The organism is Blautia wexlerae DSM 19850 (assembly GCF_025148125.1).
Taxonomy (GTDB): domain Bacteria; phylum Bacillota; class Clostridia; order Lachnospirales; family Lachnospiraceae; genus Blautia_A; species Blautia_A wexlerae.
Genome location: NZ_CP102267.1, coordinates 2,635,769 through 2,662,372 on the forward strand (window position 1 = coordinate 2,635,769; position 26,604 = coordinate 2,662,372).

Consider the following 26,604-nt stretch of genomic DNA (forward strand, 5'->3'; position numbering starts at 1 on the left):
GATTTTACTACTCATTTACTACTTTTAACGGATTGAGCCTTGATATGCAAAAAGCACCTGCGGGCTGCCGGATAGACCGCTACACCACCTTACGCGGCACGTCGAAAAGAAAAAATAAAATAACACCACCTATAAGGCGGCGTTTCTCACTCCTACACTGGAGAACAGGAACGCTGCTTTTTTATGCCCTCATGTTACGCAGTAAGGGCAAATGAAGCCTTGATTTATGCGGCTCTTAGAGCGCGGAAATGAGAAATGCAAGGGTTGATACCTTTTCCCTCAAAACCGCGTTTCTACTGCGTAACAAATCCAACCAAAGGAGTGATGAAGCTATGGCAGTTTTCCGCGTGGAAAAGAACAAAGGTTATACGGTTATGAGCAACCACCATTTACGCAACAAGGAACTTTCCCTAAAGGCAAAGGGCTTGTTGTCGCAAATGCTCTCACTTCCCGAAGATTGGGACTACACCCTTGCAGGGCTGTCCCTTATCAACCGGGAAAGTATCGACGCTATCCGCACCGCTGTATGGGAGCTTGAAAAAGCCGGATATATCACAAGGCGGCAGGGACGCGACGAGAAAGGCAAAATGACCGCTATCGAGTACACCATTTACGAACAGCCACAGCCCCTAGCATTGGATTGTCCGGTATTGGAAAATCCAACAGCGGATAAGCCGATATTGGAAAATCCGACACCGGATAACCCGACGTCGGAAAATCCAACGCAATTAAATAAAGAACTATTAAAAACTAACTTACCCAAAAAAGAAAAATTAAATACAGATGTATCAAGTACCCATTCCATTCCTTTCCATTCCCTAAATCCCTCTCCCTTAGAGGACGCGGCACAGCCGCCGGAACGGAAGCGAAAGGAAGCGACAGACGCATACAGCGTGTATGAGGAAATCATCAAGGACAATATTGAGTACGACTATCTGATACAGGACAGATACCTTGACCGGGACAGGATAGAGGAAATCCTTGCCCTTATTCTTGAAACCGTCTGCACCAAACGAAAAACAATCCGTATCGCCGGGGACGACTACCCGGCAGAGCTTGTAAAAGCAAGGTTTATGAAACTGAACAGCGAACATATCCGCTTTGTACTTGACTGTATGCAGGAAAACACCACCAAAATCCGCAACATCAAGCAGTACATGAAAGCTGCCCTTTTCAATGCCCCGTCTACGATTGGCAGCTATTACACGTCCCTTGTATCTCACGATATGGCAGATGGTACTTTTTATGGGAAACCGAAAAAATCCGGCATACCCGATTACACCTGCAACGAGGGCGAAAGCCTGTAAACCAACCCAAAGGAGGATTTGATTATGACACAGAAAACAGGAGCTTTGATTTTTGATGAAACCGCTGACCGCTACGACATTCGCTTTGACGTAAACGACTACTACGGGGGCTTACATTGCGGCGACTGCATGGAGGTCTTTGTGCGGGGCAAATGGAAGCCTACCCGTATGGAGTACGGGGACAACTGGTATCTTGTGGGTATTCGGGCGGCAGACCTTTCCGGGCTGCGGGTACGGATTTAACAGGGCGGCGTGAAAACGGACGCTCTTTTTTCATGCCCGCCCCGCTTCCCGGCGGCGGGCATACCACCATAGAACATGAAAGGAGGACACCCATTGCAGGAGGAAACCAACGAAAAGACCATAGCCCTTTACATCAAAACCGGGAAACTGACGGCACAGCAGCTCCAAAAGGCTATGAAAGCCCTGCTTGCACAGATGAAAAAGCAGCATGACAGACAGAAAATCCCGCATGGCAAACAGACCCTAAAGCAGCTTATGAAGCAGAACGCGGGCGTTTCCAACATTGAAATCACAAAGGACAATATCAAAGCCTTTGAGAGTACGGCGAAAAAGTACGGGATTGACTTTGCCCTAAAGAAAGACAGCACCGAAATCCCGCCCCGCTATCTTGTTTTCTTCAAGGGACGGGACGCGGACGCACTGACCGCAGCTTTCAAGGAGTTTTCCGCAAAGAAGCTGACGCAGGAACAAAAGCCCTCTATCCGAAAGCTGATTGTTTCCCTCAAAGAAAAGGCGGCGGCTTTGAACGCACAGCGGGACAAAGTAAAAAACAAAGACAGGGGGATTGCAAGATGAACGCTATCAACTGGAAAAAGCTGCTGCTTCCCAACATTCCCTATCTGCTCTTTGTGTATCTCTTTGATAAAGTCGGGCAGGCGGTACGCCTTGCGCCGGGAGCTGACCTGTCCGGCAAGGTGCTGTCGCTTGGGGAGGGCTTTTCTATGGCTTTTTCAAACCCGCTTCCGAGCCTTGCCCCTATGGATTTACTGATAGGAATTTTAGGCGCGGTGCTTATCCGGCTGATTGTCTATGTAAAAGGCAAGAACGCGAAGAAATACCGGAAAGGTATCGAATACGGCTCTGCCCGTTGGGGAACTGCCGAAGATATTAAGCCCTACACCGACCCGGTATTTCAAAATAACGTGCTTCTGACACAGACGGAACGGCTTACCATGAACAGCCGCCCGAAGCAGCCGAAGTATGCAAGGAATAAAAATATCCTTGTTATCGGGGGAAGCGGCAGCGGCAAGACGAGATTTTTTGTGAAGCCCAACTTAATGCAAATGCACTCAAGCTACGTTGTAACTGACCCGAAAGGTACGGTTTTAGTCGAGTGTGGGAAGCTCTTACAGCGCGGCGGGTATCGGATAAAGGTGCTGAACACGATAAATTTTAAGAAATCCATGCGTTATAATCCCTTTGCCTATATCCGCAGCGAAAAAGACATTTTGAAACTGGTAAATACCTTGATTGCCAACACCAAAGGGGACGGGGAAAAAGCCGGGGAGGATTTTTGGGTAAAATCGGAACGGCTCTTTTACTGCGCCCTTATCGGCTACATTTGGTACGAAGCCCCGGAGGAAGAAAAGAACTTCACGACGCTGCTTGAAATGATAAATGCCAGTGAAGCCCGCGAGGACGACCCGGAATTTCAGTCCCCCGTTGACCTCATGTTTGAACGGTTGGAGGAAAAAGACCCGGAACACTTTGCCGTCCGGCAGTACAAGAAATTCCTGTTATCTGCGGGAAAGACACGAAGCTCTATTCTCATTTCCTGCGGTGCGCGGCTTGCCCCTTTTGACATTAAGGAGCTGCGCGACCTTATGGAAACCGACGAAATGGAGCTTGACACCATAGGCGACCGCAAGACCGCCCTGTTTGTTATCATCAGCGACACCGACGATACTTTTAACTTTGTCGTGAGTATTCTTTACACGCAGCTTTTCAATCTGCTTTGCGACAAGGCAGATGATGAATACGGCGGCAGGCTGCCCGTCCATGTGCGCTGTCTGTTAGACGAGTTTGCAAATATCGGGCAGATACCGAAGTTTGAAAAGCTCATAGCCACCATACGAAGCCGGGAAATCTCCGCGTCGATTATCTTACAGTCGCAAAGCCAGTTAAAGGCAATCTATAAGGACAACGCCGATACCATAGTCGGCAACTGCGACACCACCCTTTTCTTGGGCGGCAAGGAGAAAACCACCCTCAAAGAAATGTCGGAAATCTTGGGGAAAGAAACCATTGACAGCTTCAACACTTCCGAGAACCGGGGGCGCGAGGTATCGCATGGGCTGAATTATCAGAAGTTAGGCAAGCAGCTTATGACGGAAGATGAAATAGCGGTTATGGACGGCGGGAAATGTATTTTACAGCTACGAGGGGTGCGCCCGTTCTTCTCTGATAAGTACGACATTACAAAGCACCCCAACTATAAATATCTTTCCGACTATGACAAGAAAAATACTTTTGATATGGAAAAGCATTTAAGGCGCAGACCCGCCCTTGTGAAGCCGGACGAAGTATTTGACTACTACGAAATCAGCGAAAGCGATTTGCAGGAGGACACCGACCATGAATAGACGTATCAGAAAGAAAAAGGACAAGAAAATCACAGAAGCCATAAACGGGCTTGTTTCGATTGCTGAACGACGGGAACAGCAGCGGCAGGCTGCTATCCGGCAGTTTGTGAAACGGTGTGAAGCCCTGTATGAGCAGCAGCGAAAAGAAAGGAGGAATTGACGCAGTAACAAAGAAAAAGACAACTTGCATGATACGCGCCCCTACAAAAATTCCTATCGCCCACACTGACAACTGAATACCGCCGCGCAGCAGACATTTAGGCAGCGCGGGGACTTATGACCGCGGCAGTTTGAAAACTGACCGCCGTTTTTTATGCCCTTTTACGGGCAAGCCGCATTTGCGGCAGAAAGGAGTTTTATGGAATTTTTCAACAGCGCAATCGGCGTATTACAGACTTTGGTTATCGCTCTTGGAGCAGGACTTGGCATTTGGGGCGTTATCAATCTCTTGGAGGGCTACGGAAATGATAATCCGGGCGCAAAATCACAGGGCATTAAGCAGCTCATGGCGGGCGGCGGCGTTGCCCTTATCGGCACTATCCTTGTACCTCTGCTTTCCGGCTTGTTCGGTTAAGCGCGGGTAGCTGCCTATGCAGAGCATACTTGACGCGATTAACGAATGGATAAAGGAAATCCTTATCGGAGCGATAAACGGTAATCTGTCAACTATGTTCGGGGACGTAAACGAAAAAGTCGGGACTATCGCAAACGAGGTAGGACAGACCCCGCAGGGTTGGAACGCAAATATTTTCAGCATGATACAGACCCTTTCTGAAAATGTAATCGTTCCGATTGCGGGGCTTGTCATTACCTATGTCCTATGCTACGAGCTAATCAGCATGGTAACGGAAAAGAACAATATGCACGACATAGAAACATTCATGTTCTTTAAGTGGATATTCAAAGCCTTTGTCGCGGTGTTTATCGTAACCAACACGTTCAACATCACAATGGCGGTCTTTGATATGGCGCAGCATATCGTTTCCGGCGCAGCGGGGGTTATCGGCGGCGATACGAATATCGACGTTGCCGAAGCCCTTGCCACCATGCAGGAGGGGCTTGAAGATATGGAAATCCCCGAACTGCTCTTACTTGTGCTTGAAACAAGCCTTGTAAGCCTTTGCATGAAAATCATGTCCGTACTGATAACCGTTATCCTCTACGGCAGAATGATAGAGATTTACCTTTACTGTTCGGTATCGCCTATTCCATTTGCGACCATGACCAACAGAGAATGGGGACAGATTGGAAACAACTACCTAAAAGGGCTGTTCGCTCTTGGTTTTCAAGGCTTCCTCATTATGATATGTGTCGGTATTTACGCCGTACTGGTAAACGATATGATAATCGCAGACAATCTGCACAGCGCGGTATTTTCCCTTGCCGCCTATACGGTTATCCTCTGTTTTTCCCTGTTCAAATCCGGCACACTGGCAAAATCCATATTCAACGCCCACTAAGGGCAGAAAGGAGGTATTTTCTTGGCGTATGTACCTGTACCCAAAGACCTTTCCAAAGTCAAAACAAAAGTCGCTTTCAATCTGACAAAGCGGCAAATCGTTTGTTTTGCGGCGGCTCTCTTAATCGGACTGCCGCTGTTTTTTTTGCTCAAAGGCAGCGCAGGGACAAACCTTGCGGCTATGGCGATGATTGTCGTCATGCTCCCCTGTTTCCTGCTTGCCATGTATGAAAAACATGGGCAGCCCCTTGAAGTGGTGGTAAGAAATGTCGTTCAGACAAAGTTTACCCGCCCAAAGGAGCGACCTTACAGAACCGAAAACCTATACGCTGTCTTGGAAAAGCAGCGAAAACTTGAAAAGGAGGTATCAGCGATTGTCAAAAGGACAAACAAAAAAGACGCGGGAAGCCGCAGGAAACAGGCGTAAGCTGACCCGCGCCGAAAAGAAACAGATTGCCGAAGCTATCCGAAAGGCAAAGGGGGACGGCAAAGCCCGCACCGCACAGCAGACCATTCCTTACCTTGCCATGTACCCGGACGGTATCTGCAAGGTTACGGAAAAGAGATATTCAAAGTGCGTCGTGTTCGAGGACATCAATTATCAGCTTGCACAGGCAGACGATAAGACCGCCATTTTTGAAAACTGGTGCGATTTCCTCAACTACTTTGACGCGAGCGTGAGCGTGCAGCTTTCTTTCATCAATCAAGGGACGCAGCGGGAACAGGCAGAAAAAGCTATCACTATCCCGGCACAGGAGGACGCTTTTAACTCTATCCGCACCGAGTATTCGGATATGCTGAAAAATCAGCTTAGTAAAGGCAACAACGGGCTTGTGAAGCACAAATACATTACCTTTACCGTTGAAGCCGATAACAAGGCGGCTGCAAAATCAAGACTTTCCCGTATCGAAACCGACGTGTTTAACAATTTCAAGGTGCTTGGCGTAACCGCCCGCCCCTTATCCGGCTATGAACGCTTAAAGGTGCTGCATGGGGTATTCCACCCGGAGGGCGAGCCGTTCTCCTTTTCCTTTGACTGGCTTACCCCGTCGGGGCTGTCTACAAAGGATTTTATCGCCCCGTCCTCTTTCCGTTTTGGCGAGGGCAGATATTTCCGCATGGGGAAGAAAATCGGCGCGGCGAGCTTCCTTGAAATCCTTGCGCCGGAGCTTAACGACCGTATCTTAGCGGATATGTTGGACTTGGAAACAGGCGTTATTGTCAATCTCCACATTAAAAGTATCGACCAGTCGGAAGCAATCAAGACCATTAAGCGCAAAATCACTGACCTTGACAAGATGAAGATTGAGGAACAGAAAAAAGCGGTTAGAAGCGGTTACGATATGGATATAATTCCGTCCGACCTTGCCACCTTTGGAAATGAAGCAAAGAACCTGTTGCAGGATTTACAGAGCCGCAACGAGCGAATGTTTCTTCTCACGTTCCTTGTGGTAAACATGGCAGACACGAAGCGGAAACTGGAAAATGACATTTTCGCGGCGGCGGGCATTGCACAGAAATACAACTGCGCCCTGACCCGTCTTGACTATCAGCAGGAAGCGGGGCTGATGTCCTCTATCCCTTTGGGGGAGAACCTTATCCCGATACAACGGGGACTTACCACATCAAGCACCGCTATTTTTATCCCGTTCATCACGCAGGAGCTATTTCAGACCGGGTCTGCCCTGTATTATGGGCTGAACGCTTTAAGCAACAACATGATACTCTGCGACCGCAAGCAGCTTAAAAACCCGAATGGGCTTATCTTGGGAACACCGGGCAGCGGAAAATCCTTTGCGGCAAAGCGGGAAATCACAAACGCCTTTCTCATTACTGACGATGATATTTTTATCTGCGACCCGGAAGCCGAGTATTTTGCCCTTGTCAAGCGGCTTGGCGGGCAAGTGATACGCTTATCCCCGACCGGGAAAGGCATGGACGGCAAGCCCCAGTATGTGAACCCTATGGATATGAACCTTAATTACAGCGAGGACGACAGCCCCCTTGCACTGAAAAGTGATTTTATCCTGTCCCTCTGCGAGCTTGTCATTGGCGGCAAGGAGGGCTTGCAGCCCGTTGATAAGACCGTCATCGACCGCGCCGTAAGGAATGTGTACCGGGACTACCTTGCTGACCCCGACCCGGCAAAAATGCCTATCTTGGGCGACCTTTACGACGAGCTGTTAAAACAGCCGGAGCCGGAAGCTGCCCGCATTGCAGCGGCATTGGAGCTGTATGTTTCCGGCAGTCTTAACGTATTCAACCACAGAACGAATGTGGAGCTTTCTAACCGCCTTGTCTGCTTTGACATTAAGCAGCTTGGGAAGCAGCTCAAAAAGTTAGGTATGCTCATTGTGCAAGACCAGATATGGAACCGCGTTACCATTAACCGGGCAGAAAAGAAATCTACCCGCTACTATATGGACGAATTTCACTTGCTCTTAAAAGAGGAACAGACCGCCGCTTACAGTGTGGAGATTTGGAAGCGTTTTAGAAAATGGGGAGGCATACCCACAGCTATCACGCAGAACATTAAGGACTTGCTTGCTTCCCGCGAGGTGGAAAATATCTTTGAAAACTCTGATTTTGTCCTCATGCTCAATCAGGCACAGGGCGACCGGGCTATCCTTGCAAAGCAGTTAAATATCAGCCCACAGCAGATGAAGTATGTAACCCACACCGAAGCAGGCGAGGGACTTATCTTTTATGGGAATGTGGTGCTTCCCTTTGTAGACCATTTCCCGAAAGATACCGAGCTTTACCGCATTATGACGACGAAGCCGGAGGAAGTGAGCAGCCTATGAAACAGTTAAAACCACGCGATAAAATCACGCAGAAAATGACCCGCGACGGTGCGGTGGAAATCAATGAAACACAGCAGACTGCCGAGCGTATCAGCAGCCGGGAAGCAGACAGCGACTTTTCACAGCCGGACACCGCTACCGCAGAGCGTGTCATGGAACACCTTGACGCAGCCCATACCCGAAAGGCAAGCAAAAAGGCAGTCAAGAAAGCACAGGAAGCGGCTGTTTTGCGTACTTCCACTTCACGCTTGCAGTTTACCGACGAGGAACGGGAAACGCCAAAACTGCAACCCTACATCAAAAAATCGGAAAAAGCAGCCGACAAACTGGACGCAGCAAAGGCAGCTCTCCCGAAGCAGAAGAAACTTGTAAAAGAGCGCACCTTTGAGGAAACCACCGGAAAGGCAAAGACCCGTTTACGCTTTGAAGAACAGGAAAAGCCGATACCCGGCGGCAAAGCCCACAGTAACCCGTTATCCCACCCCGCGCAGGAAGCGGGTATTTTTGTTCACAACAAAATCCATAGCGTCGAGAAAGATAATTCCGGTGTGGAGGGCGCGCACAAATCGGAGAAACTTGCCGAGCGCGGCGCAAGGTACGGGACAAGAAAATTAAAACAGGGCTACCGCAGCCATAAGCTGAAACCCTACCGGGAAGCGGCAAAGGCAGAACAGGCAGCGTTTAAGGCAAACGTCAATTTTCAGTATCACAAAGCCTTGCAGGAGAACCCGCAGCTTACAAGCAATCCCTTTTCCCGGTTCATGCAGAAACAGAAAATCAAACGCCAGTATGCAAAAACCGTAAAGAAAAGCGGCGCAGCCACCGCCAAAGCTGCCGCCGGAGCGTCCCAAACAGCAGCAAAGAAAGCGGCTGCCTTTGCAGGACGACACCCGGCAGGCGTGATAATCGCTATCGCCGCGCTGCTTCTGTTCATCATGGTATCCGTAGGGCTTTCCTCTTGTGGGGCAATGTTTTCCGGCAGCATGAACAGCGTGTTAGGGACTTCCTACACGTCCGAGGACAGCGACCTTGTGGCAACGGAACAGAGCTATGCTGCAATGGAAAATGAGCTGCAACAGGAAATTGACAATATCGAAAGCACCCACAGCGGCTATGATGAATACCGCTATGACCTTGATACTATCGGGCATAACCCCCACGAATTAGCGTCGTACTTGACTGCCCTTTTGCAGAGTTACACCCCGCAGAGCGCACAGGCAGAGCTAAAACGGCTGTTCGGCTTACAGTACACCTTGACGCTGACGGAAGAAATCGAGATACGCACCACCACCGACGAGGAGGGCAACGAGGAAGAATACGAATACCGTATCTTAAATGTGAAACTGACAAACAAGCCGATTGCTTCCCTTGCGGAAGAACTGCTGAACCCACAGCAGTTTGAAATGTTCAAGGTGTACTTACAGACACAGGGCAACAAACCGTTGATTTTTGGCGGCGGCTCTCCCGACGGAAGCCCGTCCGAGGATTTAAGCGGCGTGGAGTTTGTAAACGGCACACGTCCCGGAAACCCGGAGCTTATGGAGCTTGCAAAACAGCAGGTCGGAAACGTGGGCGGCTACCCTTACTGGTCTTGGTACGGATTTAACAGCCGCGTGGAATGGTGCGCCTGCTTTGTGTCATGGTGCTACAATCAAGCCGGAAAAAGCGAACCCCGCTTTGCGGGCTGCGAATGGCAGGGCGTTCCTTGGTTCCAGTCAAGGGGACAATGGGGCGCACGCGGCTATGAGAATATCGCACCGGGCGACGCTATCTTTTTCGACTGGGATTTAGACGGCGTTGCCGACCATGTGGGGCTTGTGCTTGGCAGGGACGGAAGCCACGTCTATACCGTTGAGGGCAATTCCGGCGACGCCTGCAAGATTAAAAGCTATGACCTCAACTATCAATGTATCAAAGGCTACGGGCTGATGAACTGGTAAGCAGCCCCGAAAAGAAAGGAGAATTTATTTTATGGCAAACAACAAAATCGACCGTATCAATAAGGAAATCGCAAAGACCCGCGAGAAAATCACAGAGTATCAGAACAAGTTAAAAGGACTGGAAGCGCAGAAAACCGAAGCGGAAAACCTTGAAATCGTGCAGCTTGTACGCGCTATGCGACTTACCCCGCAGGAATTAAATGCTATGCTGTCCGGCGGCGGTATTCCCGGCATGAACGCCGCACCCGCTACCGAAGCGGCAGACTACGAAGAACAGGAGGACAATGCAGATGAAAAATAAACTCAAACAGACCATGACTGCCCTTTGTGCCGCCCTTATCCTTATGGGCGGTTTTTCTGTCCCTGCCTATGCACAGGGAACAGCCGCAGAGCCACCCACAGAGGACGCGACCAACGACAGCAATGTAGTGGTGGAAGAACCGGAAACGCCGCCCCTTACCCCAAAGGGCAACGCAACACTGGTGGACGATTTCGGCGGCAATAAGCAGCTTATCACTGTTACCACCAAAGGCGGCAACTACTTTTATATCCTCATTGACCGGGCAACCGAGGGGGAACAGACCGTACATTTCCTTAATCAAGTGGACGAAGCCGACCTTATGGCACTGACCGAAACCGGGGAAGCCACGAAAAAGCCGGAAGTCTGCAACTGTACGGAAAAATGCGAAGTCGGAAAGGTAAATACGTCCTGCCCGGTATGTGCAACTACTCTGACAGGCTGCACAGGCAAGGAACCCACGCCAACACCCACCGAGCAGCCGGAAGAACCCAAAGAAAAAGACGGCAATCCCGGCGCGGTGCTTGCCTTAGTCCTCTTTGTGCTGCTTGGTGGCGGCGCGGCGTTCTACTACTTTAAGTTTGTAAAACCGAAGCATAACGTGAAAGGAAGCACCGACCTTGAAGATTTTGACTTTGAGGATTACGACGAGGACGAGCCGGAAGCAGATACCGGGGAAGTTTCCAAAGAGGAAGAAACGGAGGACGAGGAAGTATGACCCTGTTTACCGACAATCCCTTTGAAAAGATGATGATACAGAAGCCGGACTATGGCAAACGGGAAAAATCCCCGCCGGAGATTTCTTCCCCACGCTGCGCGGGCTGCCCTTACAAGGGGCAGTCCCCTTGTGTGGGGTACTGTATGAGAAAACTGGAAAACAAACGACAGACCGAACGATAAAAGGAGGAATTATCATTGATTTTAGTTATCGCAGAAAAGCCCAGTGTGGCACAGACAATCGCTGCCGTACTTGGGGCAAAGGAAAAGAAAGACGGATTTCTCATAGGAAGCGGCTATATCGTTTCTTGGTGCGTGGGACATTTGGTAGGGCTTTCCGAAGCTGCCGCCTACGGGGAGCAGTATAAAAAGTGGAGCTATGACAGCTTACCGATTTTGCCGCAGGAATGGAAGTACACCGTTGCTTCTGACAAGGAAAAGCAATTCAAGACCTTAAAGGAACTTATGCACCGGGCAGACGTTTCCGAAGTCGTCAATGCCTGCGACGCGGGGCGCGAGGGAGAACTCATTTTCCGTTTTGTCTACGAAGTTGCCGGGTGCAGGAAGCCCACGCGCCGCTTGTGGATTTCCTCAATGGAAGAAGCTGCTATCAAAGAGGGCTTTTCTCATCTGAAGAACGGCGAAGCATACGACGCGCTCTTTGCTTCCGCATTATGCAGGGCAAAGGCTGACTGGCTAATCGGTATCAACGCCACCCGTCTTTTTTCTGTCCTTTACAACCATACCTTGAATGTGGGACGCGTACAGACCCCGACCTTAAAAATGCTTGTTGACCGGGACGCGGCGATTACCACGTTCAAGAAAGAAAAATACTATCATGTGCGCCTGTCCTTATCCGGCGCGGAAGCTGCAAGCGAAAAACTGTCTGACCGTTCCGAAGCTGACAGGCTGAAAGCTGCTTGTGAAGCGTCAAAAGCAGTCTGTACTTCCCTTGTGAAAGAGAAAAAGACCGCAGCCCCGCCGAAGCTCTTTGACCTTACTTCTTTGCAGAGGGAAGCAAACCGCCTGTTCGGATATACCGCAAAGCAGACCCTTGACCTTGCACAAGCCCTGTATGAAAAGCGTTTGCTTACTTATCCGAGAACCGACAGCGCATTTCTGACCGACGACATGGGCGACACAGCGGCGGGCATTATCAAGCTGCTTTGTGGGAAATTTTCTTTTATGGCGGGCATGGACTTTGCGCCGGAGCTTGCAAAAGTGCTGAACAGTAAAAAGGTATCAGACCACCATGCCATTATCCCGACTATGGAGCTTGCAAAGACCGACCTTGCCGCGCTGCCGGAAAGCGAAAGGAATATCCTTACCCTTGCCGGGGCGCGTCTGCTCATGGCGACCGCCGCAGTACATACCTTTGAAGCGGTTACGGCTACATTTGAATGTGCCGGACAGTCCTTTACCGCAAAGGGAAAAACAGTGCTGTACGACGGTTGGAAAGAGATTGACCGCCGTTACCGGGCAGCCTTAAAGAACAAGCCCGAAACGGACGACGCAGACAGCGACACAGAAAAGACCCTGCCGCCATTTACCGAGGGACAGACCTTTGAAAATCCGGCGGCAACGGTAACGGAACATGACACAACACCGCCAAAACCTCACAACGAAGCGTCGCTGCTCTCTGCTATGGAGCACGCCGGAAGCGAGGACACCGACCCGGACGCAGAACGCAAAGGGCTTGGAACTCCCGCCACCCGCGCCGCCGTCATTGAAAAACTGGTAAAGGGCGGTTTTGTGGAGCGAAAAGGCAAGCAGCTACTTCCCACAAAGGACGGTATCAACCTTGTGTGCGTCCTGCCGGACACCTTGACAAGCCCGCAGCTTACCGCAGAATGGGAAAACAATCTGACACAGATTGCAAAAGGCAAGGCAGACCCCGCCGCATTTATGGAGGGTATTGAGAATATGGCGCGGGAACTGGTAAAGACGTACCCGTTTCTTTCTGATGATAAAGCGCAGATGTTCAAGCCGGAACGGGAAGCGTTGGGAAGCTGCCCCCGCTGCGGTTCTCCTGTCTATGAGGGCAAGAAGAATTACTATTGCAGCAATAAGGAATGTATCTTTACCATGTGGAAAAATGACCGTTTCTTTGAAGAACGAAAAGTAACCTTTACCCCGAAGATTGCCGCCGCGCTCTTACAATCCGGCAAGGTAAATGTGAAAAAGCTCTATTCCCCAAAGACTGGCAAGACCTACGACGGAACTATCGTATTGGCTGATACGGGCGGGAAATATGTCAACTACCGGGTGGAGCTTCCGAAGAAAAAATAACTGAATAGCAAGCATAGGAAAAGAGTACCCTTTTCCGTAAAATCCCTGCTTTCTCTACCGAGAACGGCGGGGATTTTTGCTTGTTGGGAAGTTTCCCAAACCCTCTGAAATCTTGAAAAAATATCTAAACTCTTTGGCAAAAACGCGGGCGCGGGGTACTGAATGATGAAACTGGAAAGCGCAGCGTCCGCGCTGCCTTTGGGAAAGGAGGTTACACATGGCAAATTTACGGGACACCGTAAAAGACTATCAAGAAGAATTAAGGGACGGTATCGCTTGGGTGGCGTTTTGGAAAACGGGACGTTCTTGGAACGCGGAATATTTCCACCTTGAAATGGGCGATATTCTCTACCCGGAGGACAGAAGCCGCATGGAAGAAATCAAACAGGCTGACCCTGCCGCCGTTGTGGTAAACGGCTATTATTCCGGCTATCTTGGCGAGGACAGGAACCTTGACGAACTGACCGCCGGGGTGCGCCGCCACTACGAAAACGGATATAGCAATATCGGGGAATTTATCGAAGCCCACGACGACAGGCTGCCGCCGGAGCTTATCGAGGAAGCAAGAGCCGCCGCCCACGCTGCGGGGCTGCCTTTTTCTGAAAAAGCCTACCGGGGCGGCGAAGAACCCGACCCCTATCTATTTGACGGGAGCATGAGCATGGAGGACTACGAGCTTATGCACCGCATGATTGAGAAAGAAAGGAGTGAGCGCATGGAAGAAACGATTTTAAGCGGGTATCTTTCTAATCTTGGAAAGTACACCGAGGGCAGACCTGCGGGCGAATGGGTATCATTCCCCACGACTGCTGAACATTTGAAAGAAGTCTTTGACCGTATCGGGATAGACGGCAAAAACTACGGGGAGCTGCACATCACAGAATATCAGTCCTCTATTCCGGGACTGGCAGGGAAATTGACCGAGCTTGAAAGCCTTGACGAACTGAACTATTTGGGCGAGCTTTTGAAAATGCAGTTTGACGACGACCGGGAAAAATTTGCTGCGGCTATCACATACGGCGACCATACAAGGGACTTGCAGGACATTATAAACCTTGCACAAAATCTTGACTGTTACTGGATTTATCCGTCCGTAAAAACCGAGGAAGATTACGGGCATTATCTGATTGAAGAACTGGACGAGTTGGAGCTGCCGGAAGAAGCAAAAAACTATTTTCTCTATGAGGAATACGGGCGGGACGCTGCTATCAATGACGGGGGCAGATTTACCGAGCAGGGATATATCTACAACAACCGCAACACCTTTACACAGTGGTATGACGGACGGGACGTGCCGGAGGAATATCGGGTAACACCGCAGCCGCCAGTACAGGAAAAGGAACAGGCAGACATTGACGCTGCCGCAGCCATACCGACCACTGCCACAGAGCAGCCCCCGGTTCTCCCGATTATCCTATCTTCCGAAAAGCCCGCCAACAAAATGAAAGAGATTACCGACCGACTGGAACAGGGCATTTTGGGGATTTATGAAAGCGACCGTTACGCCGACTATCTGCGTACTATGTCTAAATTCCATGATTACAGCCTAAACAATACAATCCTTATCGCCATGCAGGGCGGCAACCTTGTAAAAGGCTATAAACAATGGGAAAAGGAATTTGACCGCCATGTAAAGCCGGGGGAAAAAGCTATCAAGATAATTGCGCCCGCGCCCTTTACCGTTAAGAAACAGGTGGAAAAAATCGACCCGGACACGCAAAAGCCTGTTTTCGATAAGAACGGGAAAGCCGTTACCGAGGAAAAGGAAATCCAAATCCCCGCCTTTCGTGTGGTATCTGTTTTTGACGTGTCGCAGACCGAGGGTAAGGAGTTGCCCGACCTTGGGATAAAGGAGCTTACGGGCGACGTGGAACAGTATCAGGATTTTTTCGCTGCCCTTGAAAAAACTTCCCCCTTTGCTATGGGATTTGAAGCACTAAGCGGCAGTATAAAAGGACGCTGCAATTATGAGGAAAAGTGTATTCTCATCAACGAGGGCATGGACGAATTGCAGAATATCAAGACCGCTATCCATGAAATTGCCCATGCGACACTCCATGACATAGACAAAGACGCGCCGGAACGTCCCGACCGTCGCACCCGCGAGGTACAGGCAGAAAGCGTCGCCTATGCCGTTTGCCAACACTACGGGCTTGATACGTCGGACTATTCCTTTGGATATATCGCCGGGTGGAGCAGCGGAAAAGAACTTGCAGAACTGAAAGGCTCTCTTGAAACAATCCGCAGCACCGCCGCAAGTCTGATTGATACCATAGACGGACATTTTGCAGAAATCCAAAAGGCACAGGATAAGGAACAGACCACCGAACAGGCACAGACCCCACAGGAAGCTACCATACAGCCCGAAGCAGAAGCAGCCGCGCCGGAGCTTCCCGAAGAAACAGCCCCGGTACAGGAAAAAGAAGCACAGACCGAGCCGGAAGCTGATACAGGCGCAAGCAGCGAAGCACCACAGCCGGAACAAGCTGCACCCGCCGCACCTTATTACACAATCAACGAAGCTGCCGCCAAACGTGCAAAGGACGCAAACAGTTTTTCCGATTATAAGCAAGGCAGCGCGACGGCTGAATACAGGCACTATGTAGATGAAGCCGTACAGCTTGCAGAAAGGCAGAAACAGCGGGTAGACCCGATGTACCATGAGAAAATCGACAGCCTGCTTGACACCTACGCCCGGAAACTGGCGGCGAACATGAACAAAGGCTATGAGATTGACGCGCGTGTTCCCTCTATCCTCATTGCGGGCGGCTCTAACTTCCCCACAAGGAAGAAAGAAAAGCAGAACGCAGCCCGCGACAGCAATTACCGGGAATGGCAGGACATACAAGGACTTCTTGATAAAATCCGCAGTACCGGCATGGGCGGTATCAGTGCAGACGACCCGCAGGCAGTACAGAAGTTAGAAAAGAAACTGGAAAGCCTTGAAAAATCACAGGAAACCATGAAAGCCGTAAACGCCTATTACCGTAAGCACAAGACCCTTGACGGCTGCCCGCATTTGTTGCCGGAACAGCTTGAAAAATTAAAAGCGGACATGGCGAGCAGTTGGCATTTGGGGGACAAGCCCTTTGCGACTTGGGCGTTATCCAACAACAGCGCGGAAATCCGGCGCGTGAAAGACCGTATCAAATCCCTTTCACAGCAAAAAGAAATCGGTTTTGTGGGTTGGGAATTCGACGGCGGCAAGGTGGAAGCAAACACCGAAGCGAACCGTCTGCAAATCTTCTTTGAGGATAAGCCGGACGAAGCTACGCGGGAAGCCTTAAAAAGCAACGGCTTCCGTTGGTCGCCAAAAGCCGGGGCATGGCAGCGGCAGCTTACCAGTAACGCCTATTATGCGGCTGATTATGTCAAGGCGATTGCACCTCTTACCGGGGAAAAGCCTACCGAGTTACAGCGGGCGCATATCCGGGCGCAAAAGGTAGCTGCACAGGAACAATTCGCACAAGGGCAGCCGGAGCAGGAAGCCCCACAGGATAAAGACACCTTTTCCATTTATCAGATAAAAGGCGGGGACGAAACAAGGGACTTGCGTTTTGAGCCTTACGACCGTCTGATTGCCGCCGGACACCGGGTAGACGCGAAAAACTATACACTTGTCTATTCCGCACCTCTTACGCCGGGGACTTCCCTTGAAGATATTTACACCCGCTTTAATATCGACCACCCGAAAGATTTTAAGGGACACAGCCTTTCCGTTTCCGACGTGGTGGTACTTCATCAGAACGGACAGGACACCGCCCACTATGTAGACAGCTTCGGTTATAAGGACGTGCCGGAGTTTTTGCAGCCGGAAAATTATCTGAAAGCTGCCGAACAGACCACCGAGCAGAATTACAACATGATTGACGGGCAGATAAACAACACCCCGACCGCTACGGAACTGGAAGAAAAAGCAAAAGCCGGAGGACAGATTTCCCTTGCAGAATACGCCGAAGCCCTCAAAGCAGAAAAGAAACAGGCAGAGCCGGAGAAAAAGTCCTCTATCCGGGCGCAGCTTAAAGCAGCGAAAGAACAGGCACCGAAGAAACAGGCAAGACAGAAAACACAGGATTTGGAAAGGAGCTGACCTATGAAGTTACAAAAATTTGAAAATGTGGACGTTATTGCTTCCCTTGAAGCCATAATGAAACAGAACACCGCTTTTTATCAGAGCGATTTTGACATAGACAAACAGATTTTGCGGAAAGCGGCGGTAAGCCTTATCCCGGAGGACAAACGGCTTTTGTGGTTTTCCCGCCCGTCCGGGACGTGCTGCTTCCGGGAACGGGACGTTTTTCTAAAGGACACAAGGCAGCATAATACATGGCGGTTTTACGGGGAACAGACCCGCGATACTATCCTTGCCTATGCGGTGGAACTGACAGGCACAGAGCAGGAAAAAATCAAGGGCAATCTTTATGAACTGGATTATTTGCAGCATTTCCGGGAAGTAATCGAAAAATCAATCCCTGCCGACAACTACACGCTGATTTATGAGCATGGGGAGCTGACAAAGCCTGCCGGACAATATTTTGACGGGGACACTGACCCGCAACTTGGAAAGTTTATACGTTTTGAAGCACAGCCAAACGACCCGGAAGCCTTAAAAAGCCTTTTGAGGGAACAGCAGAAAAAACGAACACCGCATACGCAGAGGGATTTTCAGTTACATATCGCCGCCCTGCATGATAGACAGATTGAAACAGAAGCCCGCCGGATTGTGGAAAATGTAAAAGGGCTTGGAGAACCGGACAGCCCCGAAAAGACCCATTGTGCGGTAGAACTTTCTCCCTACTTTGTTCCACTGGCAACGGATAAGGATATGGAACGGCTGCTTTCCATGCTCCCTTACAAAAGCCTTTCCTTATCTACGTTGGAGGGCAGGCATGGAGTTTATGCGCTGATAGATAAAAGCGAGAGGAATAAAGAGATGAAACAGTCCCCTCCCTCTGTCCGGGCGCAGTTACAAACAGAAAAATCCCCAAAAGTCCCGAAAAAGACAGCAAAATCAAAACATCACGAATTGGAGGTATGAGCATGATTAGACTGACCGTTGAAGAAATGAACCTGTTGAGTATTTACCATGAGGGAAGCAAAGCACAGCTTATGGAAAATATGACGGCTGCGCTGCCGTTCATGGACGAGGATATGCGCCCCTTTGCAGAACGCACCTTACAGAAAATTTCCCCGCTAACAGAAAACGAGTATGCGGAGCTTGCCATTTTCGCCGCTGATGAAGTATGACCGGGGGTAAGCGGCTTACGCCGCCACAGAGCCGAAAAGTCAACAGCCTTGTAAAAAAGGAGTGCTGCAACTGCGAGCGCGGACACTGTATCTTACTGGACGACGGGGAGGAATGTGTCTGCCCGCAGCTCATTTCCTGTTCGCTTTTATGCAAGTGGTTTCAAATTGCCGTACTTCCTCTTGATAAGCTACTGTATGCAGAGCTTTTCAAGACAGAGGACAAAAAGCGTTGTACCGAGTGCGGCACGTTCTTTGTATCAAAATCGAACAGCGTCAAATACTGCCCGGACTGCCGGAAGCGGATTACCCGCAGACAGGCAGCCGAGCGCATGAGGAAACGGCGTGCGGCGGTTACGCGATAAGGGCAAAAAAAGCCTTGATTTACAGGGCATAAATGACGTGAAACTGGCATAGGCGATACAGAATACCTTTTCCCTTAAAATGGGGGTTCTACTGCGTAACATTTTAAAATCAGTACCTATAAAAGAACAGGGTGCGGGAGGTCATTACTGGCTTCCTGCGCCCTGTTCTTTTTGTGTCTGACTGTCTTTATCCTGCATTTCCGGCTTCGGCTGTAATTCTTTTTCTATCCGGTTCCGGTAATGGGTTTTCCTGCGGTAAAAATATTTTGTTACTTCCTGTTCCGGCAGCCATATCCCCGCAGCTTCTATCCGTTCCATAACAGCGGCAACGATTTCCCGGTTGTTGTACTTATGCGGCTCCTGTCCCTTTTCTATCCAAAGACGGCGGTATTCCTCATAAAGCCATGTACTGATAGTTTCTTTCTGCCGTTGCTTCAAATGCCGGAACTGCTTATCTGTCCGCAGCAGCTTCCCGTCTACCTTTTTATGATTTTTTGTCCCGATTTCTTTTTTCCTCTCTTTCCATTTCTTCAAGGGGAAACTGGGGGAGGGCTTCTATCAGCTTCATTGTGATATACTGGCGCATATCTTCATCAATTTCCAGTTTGAATGTTCCGTCCGGCTGACGTTTCTTTACAGTTGCCTGCCTGTCGATTTCGTCCTTGTAGCACATAAGCACCTTTTCCACCGCCCATGTTTCTCCGGTAACGGCGGCGCTTATGGTTTCATAATCGGGTATCGTTTGGTCTGCCATGTTTTCACGCTCCTGTCTATATTGGAATACCTTTATCCTACCACGCTTTTATAGATATTTCTACTGTAAGCGTTCGGTTTCCCTGCCCCGTTCCGGTTCTTTTTCCAGTCTTAAAATACTGTCTATGTTCTGTTTGATAACGTCGTATTCCTTGACCTGTTTTTTCAGCTTGCCATAATCAGTGTAAAGGGCTTCTTTCTGCGCTTGGAGCTTCCCGTATTCTTCCTGCATGGCGGCAAGATTGGGGAGCTTGGTAACGCCCGCCGCTTTCAATGCCTTTGCCACCGCTTCATGGAGTATCAGACTGCTTTCCTGCTTTGCCCGGTATGTGTCCTTATCCTTTGCCCTGCGGTATGCTTCATAGACGGTTTTTGTTTTTTGGTAGGTGGTAACGTGCTTCATCAGCACCGCCATGTCTGCAAGACGTTTCTCCACGCTCTTTAATGCGTCTGCTGTCTTTTCATTTTCCGCATTTATTTCTTCAATCCGGCTGACTAAATCCGCGTACTGCTCAATCTTGTGTTCTGTCAAGAAATTCATAGTTTTTGCAGCCAGTTTCAGATTATGGATTTTCGCCCACTGTTCATAGCCCCGGCTCTCTTGTGCCTTGATACTACTTTCAATGTCGATAAGCAGCGATACGCCGCGCTGCTCTTTGGGAGCTTTCGCTGCCTTTGTGTGCTTGCCTGCAATCCGTTCTTTGATTGCTTCCTCTGTATAATCTGCACCGAGGGTTTTTATGCGGGTAAAGCGTTCCTGTCCGGGAGCGCGGCAGGAGATATATTTTCCCGGCTTTATCTCATAGCCCGCCGCCTGTAACCGCTGCAATAATTCTTCAAAACTTGCTACTTGGGGGATAAGTGTATCAACGGCAATTTTTAGCTTGCCTTTCCAACTTGTTCCCGTCTTTTCCGCTTGATATTCTGCATAGCTTTTTCCCTTACTGCCTTTACCCGGAATGACAACGGACAGCCCGTTTTCCCTGCACAGCTTATCACTTATGTTCCGTATGCCGTAGTAACTGCGCTTATTGGAATTGTACTTATGGTAGTCAACAAAGTTGACCGCACAAAAAATGATATGGTTATGGATATGCCCTTTGTCTATGTGGGTAGTCAAGACGTATTCATGCTGTCCCTTTGTTACCGCGTCGGCAAGCTGTTTTCCGATTGTGTGGGCTTTCTCACAGTCCACCTCTCCCGGTTCAAACGATTGTATCAGATGAAAGGCTAAGTTGTTCCCTTTCTGCCGAGCCTGCGACAAAGTATATTCAAACTCAATATCTGCCGTTTCATAGCTGCACCCAAAGGAGGACACAAGCGTTTTCCCGTCTGTCTTATCCGGGTTTTGGATATAATCAAGGGCTTTGCTCAACGTGCTTTTAATAGGCTTAATCTTTGTAACCGCCATATCTCCGCAAGCACCCCCTTTATTTCCTCTATGTCCTCTTGGTAGACGCTGCCTGTCGCATTGACACGCTTTGCAATCTGATTGACGTTGACCCCGATTTTCTGTATCTCCGCTGTCATGGCTTTTATGTCGCTATGGTCTGTCTGAATGATATACCCGTCAATGGCAATCTTGCGAAGATACGCCGCCATATTTTGGGTAGGGACGAGCTTCATTTTCTGTTCAATCAATGCCCGTTCTTCCTCTGTTACATAGAATTTGATTTGTACTTTTCTTTTGCGTCCGTTCATGCAATCGTTCCTTTCCATTCCGAGGGTTTGGGACACTTCCCAACAAGCAATTTTTAACCGACGCACCGCAGGGCGGGAGGGCGAAAATACGGAAAAGGGTACTCTTTTCCTATGCTTGCTAAGAAAGTTTTTTATCTTTTATGTCCTTATTTCCCTCTACGGAGAAAAAACCATTTTGCCGAACTTATGCAAAAGAAAAACGCTGCAATCTCAAAAAAGATTACAACGCTTCCGAAAATCCATATTCAATTTTGCCGGACGTTTCTATTTGTCCTCTTTTTCGACTTCTGAAATTTCCTTTGCGGTTGCTGTTACAATCCGTATGCCGTTATCGCTCATATCATCAAGCAGAGCGTCGAGCTGCCGCCGCTTTGTATCTTTTCCGACGGGCGTATCTAAAAGAAACTGGTCTACGGATATATTGTAACGGAGCATAAGCTCAAAAAAGATTTGCAGACTGGGGTGCTGTCCTTTATTCTCAATATTCGCAAGGTAGCGAGGGGAAATATACATTTCATCACTTACCTGTTTGCGGCTTTCCTTGCGTCCTGTCCGCGCAGCTTTTATCGCTTCTCCAAAGGCTTTGAAGTCATATTTTTCTACTGGTCTTTTTGCCATATTTATTCACCCAGTTACATTTTACTGTTCCCCTTTCTTCTTGGATATGTCTATACAGTTCCACTAATTAGCCATAATAATTCATATTTATATACTTGCTATTATTCGTATGTCCGACTATAATTATACTGATATGATTTGTAGAAAGGACTTGGGTGTTATGGAATATATGTCTTGCCCCGAAGCAGCGAAGAAATGGGGAATTTCTGAAAGGCGGGTACAGGTACTTTGCAGAGAAAACCGCATACCGGGTGTTTCAAAACTTGGATATATGTGGCTGATACCAAAGGACGCTGAAAAACCGATTGACGGGAGAACAAAACGAGGAAAGGAGCTGCACCATGAATAAAGTTTTGATTATAGATGATGATAAAGAGCTTTGCGCTCTTATGAAAAAGTGCATAGAGCAGGAAAAATTATCAGCCGTAACTGTATATAACGGTATTGAGGGGGTTCGTCTAATTGATGAAAATAAAGATAGCTATTCCCTTATTATTTTGGACGTAATGCTGCCGGATATAGACGGGTTTCAGATTCTCCAAAAAATTAGAGATACAAGCAATATCCCGGTGCTTATGCTTACTGCAAAAAGCAGCGAAGAAGATAAGGTTTTCGGTCTGCGACTGGGAGCAGACGACTACTTGACAAAGCCATTTGGTATTAACGAGCTTTTGGCGCGTGTCAATTCCCTTATCCGGCGATATACCACCTTAAACCCCTTTACGGCAGACATAGACAGCATATCGTTGAAAGATATGGTAATTGACAAATTAAATCGTACAGTTACGGTCAAAGATATTCCCGTTTTGCTTACAGGAAAAGAATTTGATTTACTTCTCTTTCTTGCTTCCAACAAAGGACGAGTATTTACCAAAAAACAAATTTATTCACAGGTATGGGAGGAAGAATACGCTTTTGATGATAGCAATATTATGTCTTTTATTAGCAAATTAAGGAAAAAGATTGAGCCAGACCCCGACCACCCCTTTTACATTTTAACTGTCCGGGGTGTCGGCTACCGTTTTAACAAGGAGGCGTAACATGGATATAAATGTTTATCTTTTCATAGTGATAGCCCTTATGCTGCTTATTATTATGTATCTCCTTTTTGTCTTACGGCGTGTGCGGACACAGCTTGCGCTGATAAAAGACGCCTTAGATGATATAAAGGGAGGGAATTTGAACCGACGTATTTTAGCAGGCGAAAACGATATGACAAAAACAATTTGCTATGACATTAACAAAATAGCAGTAAACAGTCAGGCGCAGCTTATACGGCAAAGACAATCTGAACAGGCATATAAACGGCTGATGACAAGTCTTTCACATGATGTAAAGACCCCGCTTGCTTCTCTTGTAGGTTATCTGGAAGCGGTTGAAAACAAAATTGTTATTGGAGAGGAAAAGGACGAATATATCCATGTCGCACATGAAAAAGCCCACTATATGAAATCCTTTGTGGAAAATTTGTTTGAATGGGTAAAACTGGATTCCGGAGAGCAGATTTTTCATTTTGAAAAATTTGACCTTAACGAGTTATCCCGCAACATTATAGCGGATTGGATTCCCGTCTTAGAAAGCAATCATTTTGAATATGAGTTTGTCATACCCGAAACAGAGTATTTTATTCACATAGATGTAAACGCATATACCCGCGTACTTAACAATCTTTTTCAAAATATTATTATCCATAGTGCGGGAGATAAAATGGCACTGCATATTTGTGAAGATATACAACAAGCTAAAATTATAATTTCAGATAATGGAAAAGGAATAGCTCCCGATAAGCTGCCACATATTTTTGAAAGAATGTACCAGTGCGACCAGTCGCGGTCTGCAAAGGGAAATGGTTTAGGACTGGCGATTGCTAAAGAGCTTATCAGTGTTCACAAAGGAACCATTACCGCTGAAAACAGCTCTGATAAAGGGACTGTATTTACTATATTGCTTCCCAAAGCCCTGTAAATAATGCGGGGCTTTCCTGCTATAAAACAAGAAAAAAGCAAGGTTTCGGCAAGGTTATGGCAAGGTTGATACTATATAATGGGAGGTAGAAAGGAGGAAAAGACAATGACTATCATTTCTACTGAAATGCTGAAATGGAAACGCAATAAGACAGTCTTAGGTATCTTTATTCTAACTGCAATTTTAGGAATATTCGCAGTTGAACGTGCTTTCAGTATATCAAGAAGTAGCTCACTAATGAATAGTTTTAGTGATTTATACACATTGGCATTTAAGAACCTTACAAGTTTGTTTCTGCCTATTGTGTTGAGTATGTTTGCAACCACATTGTTCTTTGATGAACAGAAAAATGATACCTTAAAAGGACTTCTGATTATTCCGATTTCCAAAACGCAACTTTATTTTTCAAAGATAGCAGTGGTAATTTTTATGTCATTAGCACTATGTCTGCTTACTTTTGCAATCTGTATTCTTGGCGGCTTTCTTGCAGGCGGCTTTACAGATTTGAATACGGAAACAATTTTACAGGCGGGATTATTATTTTTAGCCGGTGGCGTGTTAGTTCCACTTGCAATGCTCCCCGTTATTTTTTTAGCAACATTGGCAAAGGGATATGTTCTACCGATTGGGGCTGCATTACTTTATCTTGTGCCTGTCGTGCTTATTCCGTCGGGGATTATGGGACTGCACCCACTGGCGAGTGTTATGGGAATTTATCCCTATATTTCATCTGACGCAGCAGAAATGGTTAAGAAATGGGCGGGAGGAATAGAAATAACTATATCTCCGAATATCTGTTTAATTTCTCTTTTGGTAATTGGAAGTATTTCAGCCATTGTTTCCGTACTTGCATTGCGGAAACAGACCTATTGAAAGTGAGGATATATGATGAATAAATATGTAATTGAAACAAAACAACTGACAAAAACTTATGGAGAGCAAACGGTAGTCAATTCTGTTAATATTCATGTGAAACAAGGACAGATATATGGGCTGTTGGGGCGTAATGGGGCGGGTAAAACCACAATTATGAAAATGATTTTGGGGTTGACCGATATTACTTCCGGCGAAGTAGACGTATTCGGTCAAAATATCAAAGGGAGGGAAAAAAGAGTATATCCCCGGATTGGTGCTATTATTGAAACACCCGGCTTTTATCCGAATTTAACAGGTACGGAAAACTTGGAGATATTTGCAAAACTGCGCGGTACTGCTGCGCCAAATGCAGTAAAAAACGCCTTGGAGATTGTCGGTCTGCCTTATCGGGACAAAAAATTGTTTAGCAAGTATTCTCTTGGAATGAAGCAGCGTCTTGGAATAGCAAATGCTATTTTACATGACCCTGAACTGCTAATCTTAGATGAACCCACAAACGGTCTTGACCCGATAGGCATTGCAGAAGTAAGGGACTTTATTAAGACTTTAAGTATCGAGCGCGGAAAAACAATTCTCATTTCCAGTCATATTCTGTCCGAAATTGCACTACTGGCTGATGACATCGGCATTATTGACCATGGTGTACTACTGGAAGAAAACAGCATGAATGAGCTACAAAAGAAAAACAGTAAGTATATACTTCTGCAAGTTTCTGATATACCGAAAACTTCTCTTGTTTTGGAAAGGCAGTTTGGGGTTACCGAATATTCCGTACAGGACGAACACACCCTGCGGATTTATGACACTTCGTTGGATATGGCTGCTGTCAATAAAGCTCTTGTGGTACAGGATATAGCTGTTATCAGTTCTCAGCTATGCAATGATACATTAGAGGACTATTTCAAAAAAATCACAGGAGGAGAAGGAATTGCTTAGGCTGATACAGGCAGAGTTTCTTAAACTGCGTCGAAAAAAATTTATTGTGTTAATGCTGTTATCCGCTCTTTTCATGCCACTTCTTGCAGTTTTTTATTTCAGAAGTGCTGATAAAACAGTTATTGAACCATTACAATTTTATAAGTGGACTACATTCAGCTATACAGCTTGGATTATACTTCCTGTTGTATTGGGTTTGGTTTCTACTATGCTCATGTATGACGAAAATCAAAACGATATGCTCAAACAGTTGTGGATTATACCGATTAGCAAGACAGGATATTTTTTTAGCAAATTTATTGTTGTACTGTCTTATTCCGTTTGTTTTATGTTGCTTACAGCCATAGCGTCTGTATTTTTCGGTATGCTTCCCGGTTATATAACCTTTGAATGGAATAGTATCAGTTATCTATTTAAGAAATGTATTGAAATCGCCATACTTACCGCATTTTCCATATTACCACTTTTAGCGGTTGCAGCTGCCGGGAAGAACTATATACTCCCTGTATGTGTGACACTGGTTTACACCTTTCTTAGCTTTATTTTGCTTATGGTTAATATGTACCTACACCCTCTATCCAGTGCAACAGCAATTATCATGCGAGATATTCCCGGTGTTATTTTGGCACAGGAAGTCAATATTCCGGCTGCACTTTTTTGTATCGGTATATGGACTATTGTTTCTATCGTATTTGCGTACATTTCCTTAAAGCATAGAAAGTGAGT

Annotated in this window: 29 protein-coding genes; 24 read left to right on the top strand and 5 right to left on the bottom strand. The window is 47.6% G+C overall.

What is annotated here, in order from left to right; genetic code table 11:
• Positions 1–332 precede the first annotated feature (332 nt).
• From NQ550_RS12100 to NQ550_RS12185, 18 genes are all read left to right on the top strand, one after another.
• Positions 333–1,307 carry a DUF6017 domain-containing protein gene (locus tag NQ550_RS12100; protein WP_022399381.1) on the top strand — a complete coding sequence of 325 codons (975 nt, stop codon included), beginning with the start codon at positions 333–335 and terminating at the stop codon, positions 1,305–1,307.
• 24 nt (positions 1,308–1,331) lie between these two features.
• Positions 1,332–1,550 (top strand): DUF5348 domain-containing protein, encoded by a 219-nt coding sequence (locus NQ550_RS12105; RefSeq protein WP_004611927.1) that lies wholly within the window; start codon positions 1,332–1,334, stop codon positions 1,548–1,550.
• 93 nt (positions 1,551–1,643) lie between these two features.
• Positions 1,644–2,126: a PcfB family protein gene (locus NQ550_RS12110; protein ID WP_021395806.1), complete on the top strand. Its 483-nt coding sequence runs from the start codon at positions 1,644–1,646 to the stop codon at positions 2,124–2,126.
• The gene (locus NQ550_RS12115) at positions 2,123–3,913 is read left to right on the top strand and encodes a VirD4-like conjugal transfer protein, CD1115 family (protein ID WP_217292088.1); all 1,791 of its coding nucleotides are present in this window, start codon (positions 2,123–2,125) and stop codon (positions 3,911–3,913) included. The genes NQ550_RS12110 and NQ550_RS12115 overlap by 4 nt, the downstream gene beginning before the upstream one ends.
• Positions 3,906–4,073 carry a hypothetical protein gene (locus NQ550_RS12120; RefSeq protein WP_002610319.1) on the top strand — a complete coding sequence of 56 codons (168 nt, stop codon included), beginning with the start codon at positions 3,906–3,908 and terminating at the stop codon, positions 4,071–4,073. The genes NQ550_RS12115 and NQ550_RS12120 overlap by 8 nt, the downstream gene beginning before the upstream one ends.
• Before the next feature lie 198 nt (positions 4,074–4,271).
• On the top strand, positions 4,272–4,487 hold the full coding sequence (locus tag NQ550_RS12125; protein ID WP_002610321.1) for a Maff2 family mobile element protein: 216 nt from the start codon (positions 4,272–4,274) through the stop codon (positions 4,485–4,487).
• Between the two features lie 16 nt (positions 4,488–4,503).
• Positions 4,504–5,373, top strand: a complete 870-nt coding sequence (locus NQ550_RS12130) for a VirB6/TrbL-like conjugal transfer protein, CD1112 family (RefSeq protein ID WP_025581197.1) — start codon at positions 4,504–4,506, stop codon at positions 5,371–5,373.
• A 21-nt stretch (positions 5,374–5,394) separates the two neighbouring features.
• The gene (locus NQ550_RS12135) at positions 5,395–5,799 is read left to right on the top strand and encodes a PrgI family protein (RefSeq protein WP_003529188.1); all 405 of its coding nucleotides are present in this window, start codon (positions 5,395–5,397) and stop codon (positions 5,797–5,799) included.
• Positions 5,747–8,176, top strand: a complete 2,430-nt coding sequence (locus tag NQ550_RS12140; RefSeq protein WP_117472563.1) for a VirB4-like conjugal transfer ATPase, CD1110 family — start codon at positions 5,747–5,749, stop codon at positions 8,174–8,176. The genes NQ550_RS12135 and NQ550_RS12140 overlap by 53 nt, the downstream gene beginning before the upstream one ends.
• A gap of 152 nt (positions 8,177–8,328) precedes the next feature.
• On the top strand, positions 8,329–10,116 hold the full coding sequence (locus NQ550_RS12145; protein ID WP_430393321.1) for a CHAP domain-containing protein: 1,788 nt from the start codon (positions 8,329–8,331) through the stop codon (positions 10,114–10,116).
• 31 nt (positions 10,117–10,147) lie between these two features.
• Entirely contained in the window at positions 10,148–10,417 is a 270-nt protein-coding gene (locus NQ550_RS12150; protein ID WP_005933780.1) for a DUF4315 family protein, read from the top strand.
• The gene (locus tag NQ550_RS12155; RefSeq protein WP_173681265.1) at positions 10,407–11,132 is read left to right on the top strand and encodes a DUF4366 domain-containing protein; all 726 of its coding nucleotides are present in this window, start codon (positions 10,407–10,409) and stop codon (positions 11,130–11,132) included. The genes NQ550_RS12150 and NQ550_RS12155 overlap by 11 nt, the downstream gene beginning before the upstream one ends.
• The gene (locus tag NQ550_RS12160; protein ID WP_117472559.1) at positions 11,129–11,314 is read left to right on the top strand and encodes a hypothetical protein; all 186 of its coding nucleotides are present in this window, start codon (positions 11,129–11,131) and stop codon (positions 11,312–11,314) included. The genes NQ550_RS12155 and NQ550_RS12160 overlap by 4 nt, the downstream gene beginning before the upstream one ends.
• 15 nt (positions 11,315–11,329) lie before the next feature.
• Positions 11,330–13,420, top strand: coding sequence for a DNA topoisomerase 3 (locus NQ550_RS12165; protein WP_173681264.1), 2,091 nt, complete (start codon positions 11,330–11,332; stop codon positions 13,418–13,420).
• Positions 13,421–13,637: 217 nt separating this feature from the next.
• The gene (locus NQ550_RS12170) at positions 13,638–17,510 is read left to right on the top strand and encodes an antirestriction protein ArdA (protein ID WP_025579752.1); all 3,873 of its coding nucleotides are present in this window, start codon (positions 13,638–13,640) and stop codon (positions 17,508–17,510) included.
• Between the two features lie 3 nt (positions 17,511–17,513).
• Complete coding sequence (locus tag NQ550_RS12175) at positions 17,514–18,458, top strand: hypothetical protein (protein ID WP_025579754.1); 945 nt, start codon at positions 17,514–17,516, stop codon at positions 18,456–18,458.
• A 2-nt stretch (positions 18,459–18,460) separates the two neighbouring features.
• Positions 18,461–18,667: a transposon-transfer assisting family protein gene (locus NQ550_RS12180; protein WP_015529203.1), complete on the top strand. Its 207-nt coding sequence runs from the start codon at positions 18,461–18,463 to the stop codon at positions 18,665–18,667.
• Positions 18,664–19,029, top strand: a complete 366-nt coding sequence (locus NQ550_RS12185; RefSeq protein ID WP_005933796.1) for a cysteine-rich VLP domain-containing protein — start codon at positions 18,664–18,666, stop codon at positions 19,027–19,029. The genes NQ550_RS12180 and NQ550_RS12185 overlap by 4 nt, the downstream gene beginning before the upstream one ends.
• 144 nt (positions 19,030–19,173) lie before the next feature.
• On the opposite strand, the gene NQ550_RS12190 is transcribed toward NQ550_RS12185, so the two are convergent.
• From NQ550_RS12190 to NQ550_RS12210, 5 genes are all read right to left on the bottom strand, one after another.
• The gene (locus NQ550_RS12190) at positions 19,174–19,563 is read right to left on the bottom strand and encodes a hypothetical protein (RefSeq protein ID WP_217292091.1); all 390 of its coding nucleotides are present in this window, start codon (positions 19,561–19,563) and stop codon (positions 19,174–19,176) included.
• Positions 19,514–19,783 (bottom strand): helix-turn-helix domain-containing protein, encoded by a 270-nt coding sequence (locus NQ550_RS12195; protein WP_015529202.1) that lies wholly within the window; start codon positions 19,781–19,783, stop codon positions 19,514–19,516. The genes NQ550_RS12190 and NQ550_RS12195 overlap by 50 nt, the downstream gene beginning before the upstream one ends.
• 60 nt (positions 19,784–19,843) lie before the next feature.
• Positions 19,844–21,193 carry a relaxase/mobilization nuclease domain-containing protein gene (locus NQ550_RS12200; RefSeq protein ID WP_025579758.1) on the bottom strand — a complete coding sequence of 450 codons (1,350 nt, stop codon included), beginning with the start codon at positions 21,191–21,193 and terminating at the stop codon, positions 19,844–19,846.
• The gene (locus tag NQ550_RS12205) at positions 21,154–21,483 is read right to left on the bottom strand and encodes a plasmid mobilization protein (RefSeq protein WP_015529200.1); all 330 of its coding nucleotides are present in this window, start codon (positions 21,481–21,483) and stop codon (positions 21,154–21,156) included. The genes NQ550_RS12200 and NQ550_RS12205 overlap by 40 nt, the downstream gene beginning before the upstream one ends.
• Positions 21,484–21,747: 264 nt before the next feature.
• Entirely contained in the window at positions 21,748–22,101 is a 354-nt protein-coding gene (locus NQ550_RS12210; RefSeq protein WP_005933802.1) for a helix-turn-helix domain-containing protein, read from the bottom strand.
• 160 nt (positions 22,102–22,261) lie between these two features.
• Here NQ550_RS12210 and NQ550_RS12215 point away from each other — a divergent pair, with 160 nt between their 5' ends.
• From NQ550_RS12215 to NQ550_RS12240, 6 genes are all read left to right on the top strand, one after another.
• Entirely contained in the window at positions 22,262–22,450 is a 189-nt protein-coding gene (locus tag NQ550_RS12215; RefSeq protein ID WP_025578756.1) for a helix-turn-helix domain-containing protein, read from the top strand.
• Positions 22,443–23,141, top strand: a complete 699-nt coding sequence (locus NQ550_RS12220) for a response regulator transcription factor (RefSeq protein ID WP_005933804.1) — start codon at positions 22,443–22,445, stop codon at positions 23,139–23,141. The genes NQ550_RS12215 and NQ550_RS12220 overlap by 8 nt, the downstream gene beginning before the upstream one ends.
• A gap of 1 nt (position 23,142) precedes the next feature.
• Positions 23,143–24,066: a sensor histidine kinase gene (locus NQ550_RS12225; protein ID WP_025578755.1), complete on the top strand. Its 924-nt coding sequence runs from the start codon at positions 23,143–23,145 to the stop codon at positions 24,064–24,066.
• Between the two features lie 105 nt (positions 24,067–24,171).
• The gene (locus NQ550_RS12230; protein WP_021421428.1) at positions 24,172–24,939 is read left to right on the top strand and encodes an ABC transporter permease; all 768 of its coding nucleotides are present in this window, start codon (positions 24,172–24,174) and stop codon (positions 24,937–24,939) included.
• Positions 24,940–24,954: 15 nt separating this feature from the next.
• On the top strand, positions 24,955–25,878 hold the full coding sequence (locus tag NQ550_RS12235; protein WP_021421427.1) for an ABC transporter ATP-binding protein: 924 nt from the start codon (positions 24,955–24,957) through the stop codon (positions 25,876–25,878).
• Positions 25,879–25,930: 52 nt separating this feature from the next.
• Entirely contained in the window at positions 25,931–26,602 is a 672-nt protein-coding gene (locus NQ550_RS12240; protein ID WP_334319812.1) for an ABC transporter permease, read from the top strand.
• Positions 26,603–26,604: the final 2 nt, after the last annotated feature.

Excerpts from the sequence above, each read along its gene's own strand:
- NQ550_RS12100 (WP_022399381.1), top strand. The coding sequence starts at position 333 with ATGGCAGTTTTCCGCGTGGAAAAGAACAAAGGTTATACGGTTATGAGC.
- NQ550_RS12105 (WP_004611927.1), top strand. The coding sequence starts at position 1,332 with ATGACACAGAAAACAGGAGCTTTGATTTTTGATGAAACCGCTGACCGC.
- NQ550_RS12115 (WP_217292088.1), top strand. The coding sequence starts at position 2,123 with ATGAACGCTATCAACTGGAAAAAGCTGCTGCTTCCCAACATTCCCTAT.
- NQ550_RS12120 (WP_002610319.1), top strand. The coding sequence starts at position 3,906 with ATGAATAGACGTATCAGAAAGAAAAAGGACAAGAAAATCACAGAAGCC.
- NQ550_RS12125 (WP_002610321.1), top strand. The coding sequence starts at position 4,272 with ATGGAATTTTTCAACAGCGCAATCGGCGTATTACAGACTTTGGTTATC.
- NQ550_RS12130 (WP_025581197.1), top strand. The coding sequence starts at position 4,504 with ATGCAGAGCATACTTGACGCGATTAACGAATGGATAAAGGAAATCCTT.
- NQ550_RS12145 (WP_430393321.1), top strand. The coding sequence starts at position 8,329 with ATGGAACACCTTGACGCAGCCCATACCCGAAAGGCAAGCAAAAAGGCA.
- NQ550_RS12150 (WP_005933780.1), top strand. The coding sequence starts at position 10,148 with ATGGCAAACAACAAAATCGACCGTATCAATAAGGAAATCGCAAAGACC.
- NQ550_RS12155 (WP_173681265.1), top strand. The coding sequence starts at position 10,407 with ATGAAAAATAAACTCAAACAGACCATGACTGCCCTTTGTGCCGCCCTT.
- NQ550_RS12160 (WP_117472559.1), top strand. The coding sequence starts at position 11,129 with ATGACCCTGTTTACCGACAATCCCTTTGAAAAGATGATGATACAGAAG.
- NQ550_RS12170 (WP_025579752.1), top strand. The coding sequence starts at position 13,638 with ATGGCAAATTTACGGGACACCGTAAAAGACTATCAAGAAGAATTAAGG.
- NQ550_RS12175 (WP_025579754.1), top strand. The coding sequence starts at position 17,514 with ATGAAGTTACAAAAATTTGAAAATGTGGACGTTATTGCTTCCCTTGAA.
- NQ550_RS12180 (WP_015529203.1), top strand. The coding sequence starts at position 18,461 with ATGATTAGACTGACCGTTGAAGAAATGAACCTGTTGAGTATTTACCAT.
- NQ550_RS12185 (WP_005933796.1), top strand. The coding sequence starts at position 18,664 with ATGACCGGGGGTAAGCGGCTTACGCCGCCACAGAGCCGAAAAGTCAAC.
- NQ550_RS12195 (WP_015529202.1), bottom strand. The coding sequence starts at position 19,783 with ATGGCAGACCAAACGATACCCGATTATGAAACCATAAGCGCCGCCGTT.
- NQ550_RS12200 (WP_025579758.1), bottom strand. The coding sequence starts at position 21,193 with ATGGCGGTTACAAAGATTAAGCCTATTAAAAGCACGTTGAGCAAAGCC.
- NQ550_RS12205 (WP_015529200.1), bottom strand. The coding sequence starts at position 21,483 with ATGAACGGACGCAAAAGAAAAGTACAAATCAAATTCTATGTAACAGAG.
- NQ550_RS12210 (WP_005933802.1), bottom strand. The coding sequence starts at position 22,101 with ATGGCAAAAAGACCAGTAGAAAAATATGACTTCAAAGCCTTTGGAGAA.
- NQ550_RS12215 (WP_025578756.1), top strand. The coding sequence starts at position 22,262 with ATGGAATATATGTCTTGCCCCGAAGCAGCGAAGAAATGGGGAATTTCT.
- NQ550_RS12220 (WP_005933804.1), top strand. The coding sequence starts at position 22,443 with ATGAATAAAGTTTTGATTATAGATGATGATAAAGAGCTTTGCGCTCTT.
- NQ550_RS12225 (WP_025578755.1), top strand. The coding sequence starts at position 23,143 with ATGGATATAAATGTTTATCTTTTCATAGTGATAGCCCTTATGCTGCTT.
- NQ550_RS12230 (WP_021421428.1), top strand. The coding sequence starts at position 24,172 with ATGACTATCATTTCTACTGAAATGCTGAAATGGAAACGCAATAAGACA.
- NQ550_RS12235 (WP_021421427.1), top strand. The coding sequence starts at position 24,955 with ATGAATAAATATGTAATTGAAACAAAACAACTGACAAAAACTTATGGA.
- NQ550_RS12240 (WP_334319812.1), top strand. The coding sequence starts at position 25,931 with ATGCTGTTATCCGCTCTTTTCATGCCACTTCTTGCAGTTTTTTATTTC.